Source organism: Actinoplanes solisilvae (assembly GCF_003999975.1).
Lineage (GTDB): Bacteria > Actinomycetota > Actinomycetes > Mycobacteriales > Micromonosporaceae > Actinoplanes > Actinoplanes solisilvae.
In genome coordinates this window covers 1-5,463 of sequence record NZ_RJAC01000064.1, presented here as the reverse complement: position 1 = coordinate 5,463, position 5,463 = coordinate 1, and the positions used below count along the sequence as shown (strand labels likewise).

3 rRNA genes are annotated in these 5,463 nt (G+C 57.4%); all 3 read right to left on the bottom strand.

Annotated elements, in window-relative coordinates:
* Positions 1-12 precede the first annotated feature (12 nt).
* The 3 genes from rrf to EER30_RS46510 all read right to left on the bottom strand — a co-directional run bounded on the left by rrf (position 13) and on the right by EER30_RS46510 (position 5,314).
* Positions 13-129 (bottom strand): 5S ribosomal RNA (gene rrf / locus EER30_RS46520).
* A gap of 119 nt (positions 130-248) precedes the next feature.
* Positions 249-3,369: ribosomal RNA gene (locus tag EER30_RS46515) — 23S ribosomal RNA — on the bottom strand.
* A gap of 427 nt (positions 3,370-3,796) precedes the next feature.
* Positions 3,797-5,314, bottom strand: a 16S ribosomal RNA gene (locus EER30_RS46510).
* Together the 16S, 23S and 5S rRNA genes form the textbook arrangement of a ribosomal RNA operon.
* Between the last annotated feature and the right edge of the window lie 149 nt (positions 5,315-5,463).

The following is a 5,463-nucleotide window of genomic DNA, read 5'->3' as shown; positions in this document are numbered from 1 at the left end:
CTGTCACGTTGAGTCCGGCGGCGTCCTACTCTCCCACACCCTCCCGAGTGCAGTACCATCGGCGCTGGAGGGCTTAGCTTCCGGGTTCGGAATGAGACCGGGCGTTTCCCCTCCGCTATGACCACCGAAACAGCTGTCAGCACGGAACAAACCAGCATCCCCGGGTGCCGGCCCTTCCGGGCCCGCCTGGTGGGGGTGGTTGTTCGTTTGCTGTGAATCACACAGTGGACGCGTAGCATAAGTTTAGGGTGGTTAAGCCCTCGGCCTATTAGTACCGGTCGACTGAACCAGTTACCTGGCTTACATCTCCGGCCTATCAACCCAATAGTCTCTTGGGAGCCTTACCCACTCAAGGTGGTGGGATACCTCATCTCGAAGCAGGCTTCCCGCTTAGATGCTTTCAGCGGTTATCCCTTCCGAACGTAGCCAACCAGCCGTGCCCCTGGCGGGACAACTGGCACACCAGAGGTTCGTCCGTCCCGGTCCTCTCGTACTAGGGACAGCCCTTCTCAAGTATCCAACGCGCACGGCGGATAGGGACCGAACTGTCTCACGACGTTCTAAACCCAGCTCGCGTACCGCTTTAATGGGCGAACAGCCCAACCCTTGGGACCTGCTACAGCCCCAGGATGCGACGAGCCGACATCGAGGTGCCAAACCATCCCGTCGATATGGACTCTTGGGGAAGATCAGCCTGTTATCCCCGGGGTACCTTTTATCCGTTGAGCGACACCGCTTCCACACGCAAGTGCCGGATCACTAGTCCCGACTTTCGTCCCTGCTCGACCTGTCAGTCTCACAGTCAAGCTCCCTTGTGCACTTACACTCAACACCTGATTGCCAACCAGGCTGAGGGAACCTTTGGGCGCCTCCGTTACCCTTTAGGAGGCAACCGCCCCAGTTAAACTACCCACCAGACACTGTCCCTCGACCCGATCAGGGCCGCAAGTTAGATACCCAAACCCAACAGAGTGGTATTTCAAGATTGCCTCCACCCGAACTGGCGTCCGAGCTTCACCGGCTCCCACCTATCCTACACAATTAAATTCGGATACCAATGTCAAGCTATAGTAAAGGTCCCGGGGTCTTTCCGTCCTGCCGCGCGTAACGAGCATCTTTACTCGTACTGCAATTTCGCCGGGCCTGTGGTTGAGACAGTGGGGAAGTCGTTACGCCATTCGTGCAGGTCGGAACTTACCCGACAAGGAATTTCGCTACCTTAGGATGGTTATAGTTACCACCGCCGTTTACTGGCGCTTAAGTTCTCCGCCTCGCCCCGAAAGGCTAACAGGTCCCCTTAACGTTCCAGCACCGGGCAGGCGTCAGTCCATATACATCGTCTTACGACTTGGCATGGACCTGTGTTTTTAGTAAACAGTCGCTTCCCCCTGCTCTCTGCGGCCATACCACGCTCCCCCAGCAAGTGGGTTCACGCGTCCGGCCCCCCTTCTCCCTAAGTTACGGGGGCAATTTGCCGAGTTCCTTAACCACAGTTCACCCGTCGCCTCGGTATTCTCTACCTGACCACCTGTGTCGGTTTAGGGTACGGGCCGCTCGGAACATCGCTAGAGGCTTTTCTCGGCAGCATAGGATCAATGACTTCACCTGAAACGGCTCGGCATCACGTCTCAACCTCATGTGTCACGGATTTGCCTATGACACGGTCTACACGCTTACCCCAGGACAACCACCGCCTGGGATCATCTACCTTCCTGCGTCACCCCATCACTAAACTACTACCCATCGAGGTCCCAGCCCGCCTACCATTGATCCGAAGACCGCCGGCAATTGAGGTGGTTAGTACAACGAGGTTCGTCTTGGGCGTTCCTTTGCGGGTACGGGAATATCAACCCGTTATCCATCGACTACGCCTCTCGGCCTCGCCTTAGGCCCCGACTCACCCAGGGCGGATTAGCCTGGCCCTGGAACCCTTGGTCATCCGGCGGAAGAGGTTCTCACTCTTCATTCGCTACTCATGCCTGCATTCTCACTCGTACAGCGTCCACGGCTAGATCACTCTGCCGCTTCACCCGCAGTACGACGCTCCCCTACCCATCCACACGACTGCACAACAAGACGAATCCTGTCGCGGATCAAAATGTGAATGCCACAGCTTCGGCGGTGTGCTTGAGCCCCGCTACATTGTCGGCGCGGAACCACTTGACCAGTGAGCTATTACGCACTCTTTAAAGGATGGCTGCTTCTAAGCCAACCTCCTGGTTGTCTAAGCGATCCCACATCCTTTTCCACTTAGCACACGCTTAGGGGCCTTAGCTGGTGATCTGGGCTGTTTCCCTCTCGACTACGAAGCTTATCCCCCGCAGTCTCACTGCCGCGCTCTCACTTACCGGCATTCGGAGTTTAGCTGATTTCGGTAAGCTTGTAGGCCCCCTAGACCATCCAGTGCTCTACCTCCGGCAAGAAACACGCGACGCTGCACCTAAATGCATTTCGGGGAGAACCAGCTATCACGGAGTTTGATTGGCCTTTCACCCCTAACCACAGGTCATCCCCCAACTTTTCAACGTTGGTGGGTTCGGTCCTCCACGCAGTCTTACCCACGCTTCAACCTGCCCATGGCTAGATCACCCCGCTTCGGGTCTAGAACACGCGACTACAACGCCCTATTCAGACTCGCTTTCGCTACGGCTACCCCACACGGGTTAACCTCGCCACGTGCCACTAACTCGCAGGCTCATTCTTCAAAAGGCACGCCATCACCCCAGCCTTTAACAGCTTAAGGCTCTGACGGATTGTAGGCGAACGGTTTCAGGTACTATTTCACTCCCCTCCCGGGGTACTTTTCACCATTCCCTCACGGTACTTGTCCGCTATCGGTCACCAGGAAGTATTCAGCCTTACCAGGTGGTCCTGGCAGATTCACAGCAGATTCTAGGAGTCCGCTGCTACTCGGGTGTCTTTCAAATGAGGTCATACGCTTTCGTCTACCGGGCTCTCACCGTCTACGGCCGACTTTCCCACGTCGTTCGACTAACATGCAACTTTGTAACTCCCCGGAAGAGTGTCAGCCCCTCCACGAAAAATCCCACAACCCCCTATGCGCAACCCCTGACAGGTATCACACGCACACGGTTTAGGCTAGATCCGCTTTCGCTCGCCACTACTCACGGAATCACGGTTGTTTTCTCTTCCTACGGGTACTGAGATGTTTCACTTCCCCGCGTTCCCCTCACACACCCTATGAATTCAGGCATGGATGACACGACATGACTCGTGCCAGGTTTCCCCATTCGGACACCCTGGGATCACAGCTAGGTTGGCAGCTCCCCCAGGCCTATCGCGGCCTCCCACGTCCTTCATCGGCTCCTGGTGCCAAGGCATCCACCGTTCGCCCTTGACAACTTAACCACAGAAAACAAGATGCTCGCGTCCACTGTGCAATTCTCAACCAACGACCAACCCACAACCCGATCAGCACCCCACCAAACACCAGCCTCGCTGGTCGGTATGAGGTGCCAGGCCGTGCCTGGCATTGAAGACCAACCCGCCCCCAGAAGGAGCTCCCCCACGGCCTAACCGGCTTCGCGGGCACCGAAACCCCCTCGTAAAGGGGGCCGGCATCTGGTTGTTCTTTCAGATACCCAACAGGGTGCTATCTTTTGTCGCCCTCCCCAGCCGCATCACACGAATCGTTCCACGCCCCCGAAAGAGCTGTACTAGATCCTGTGACCGTTGCCGGTTCGGACTGGCCAGTGTCTCCGCCTATGAGCACCCCACCACCACATTCGGGTGGTGCGGGCTACTGGATCGGTTTCCCGATCTAGTTGCTCCTTAGAAAGGAGGTGATCCAGCCGCACCTTCCGGTACGGCTACCTTGTTACGACTTCGTCCCAATCGCCAGCCCCACCTTCGACGGCTCCCTCCCCTTACGGGGTTAGGCCACCGGCTTCGGGTGTTGCCGACTTTCGTGACGTGACGGGCGGTGTGTACAAGGCCCGGGAACGTATTCACCGCAGCGTTGCTGATCTGCGATTACTAGCGACTCCGACTTCACGGGGTCGAGTTGCAGACCCCGATCCGAACTGAGACCGGCTTTTTCCGATTCGCTCCCCCTCACGGGCTCGCAACGGTTTGTACCGGCCATTGTAGCATGCGTGAAGCCCTGGACATAAGGGGCATGATGACTTGACGTCATCCCCACCTTCCTCCGAGTTGACCCCGGCAGTCTTCCATGAGTCCCCGCCATAACGCGCTGGCAACATGGAACGAGGGTTGCGCTCGTTGCGGGACTTAACCCAACATCTCACGACACGAGCTGACGACAGCCATGCACCACCTGTGACCGCCCCCGAAGGACCTGCCATCTCTGACAGTTTTGCGGCCATGTCAAACCCAGGTAAGGTTCTTCGCGTTGCATCGAATTAATCCGCATGCTCCGCCGCTTGTGCGGGCCCCCGTCAATTCCTTTGAGTTTTAGCCTTGCGGCCGTACTCCCCAGGCGGGGCGCTTAATGCGTTAGCTGCGGCACAGAGAACCGGAGAGGTCCCCCACACCTAGCGCCCAACGTTTACAGCGTGGACTACCAGGGTATCTAATCCTGTTCGCTCCCCACGCTTTCGCTCCTCAGCGTCAGTATCGGCCCAGAGACCCGCCTTCGCCACCGGTGTTCCTCCTGATATCTGCGCATTTCACCGCTACACCAGGAATTCCAGTCTCCCCTACCGAACTCGAGCCTGCCCGTATCGACCGCAGGCTTGGGGTTGAGCCCCAAGTTTTCACGGTCGACGCGACAAGCCGCCTACGAGCTCTTTACGCCCAATAAATCCGGACAACGCTCGCGCCCTACGTCTTACCGCGGCTGCTGGCACGTAGTTGGCCGGCGCTTCTTCTGCAGGTACCGTCACTTGCGCTTCGTCCCTGCTGAAAGAGGTTTACAACCCGAAGGCCGTCATCCCTCACGCGGCGTCGCTGCATCAGGCTTCCGCCCATTGTGCAATATTCCCCACTGCTGCCTCCCGTAGGAGTCTGGGCCGTGTCTCAGTCCCAGTGTGGCCGGTCGCCCTCTCAGGCCGGCTACCCGTCGTCGCCTTGGTAGGCCATCACCCCACCAACAAGCTGATAGGCCGCGAGCCCATCCCAAACCGAAAAACTTTCCACCCTCAGCCATGCAGCCGAAAGTCATATCCGGTATTAGCCCCCGTTTCCGAGGGTTATCCCAAAGTTTGGGGCAGGTTACTCACGTGTTACTCACCCGTTCGCCGCTCGAGTACCCCGAAGGGCCTTTCCGCTCGACTTGCATGTGTTAAGCACGCCGCCAGCGTTCGTCCTGAGCCAGGATCAAACTCTCCAACAAAAACTTGTTGAAAAACTGTCCCGGCAACATAAATGTTGCCAAAGGAATCTCCCACCAAACTTGACCCCGCAAAACGAGGCAAGCCGGCCGGGGTATTACTAATTGGCACTGGCTTATCAAGCACCCTGTTGAGTTCTCAAAGAACAACC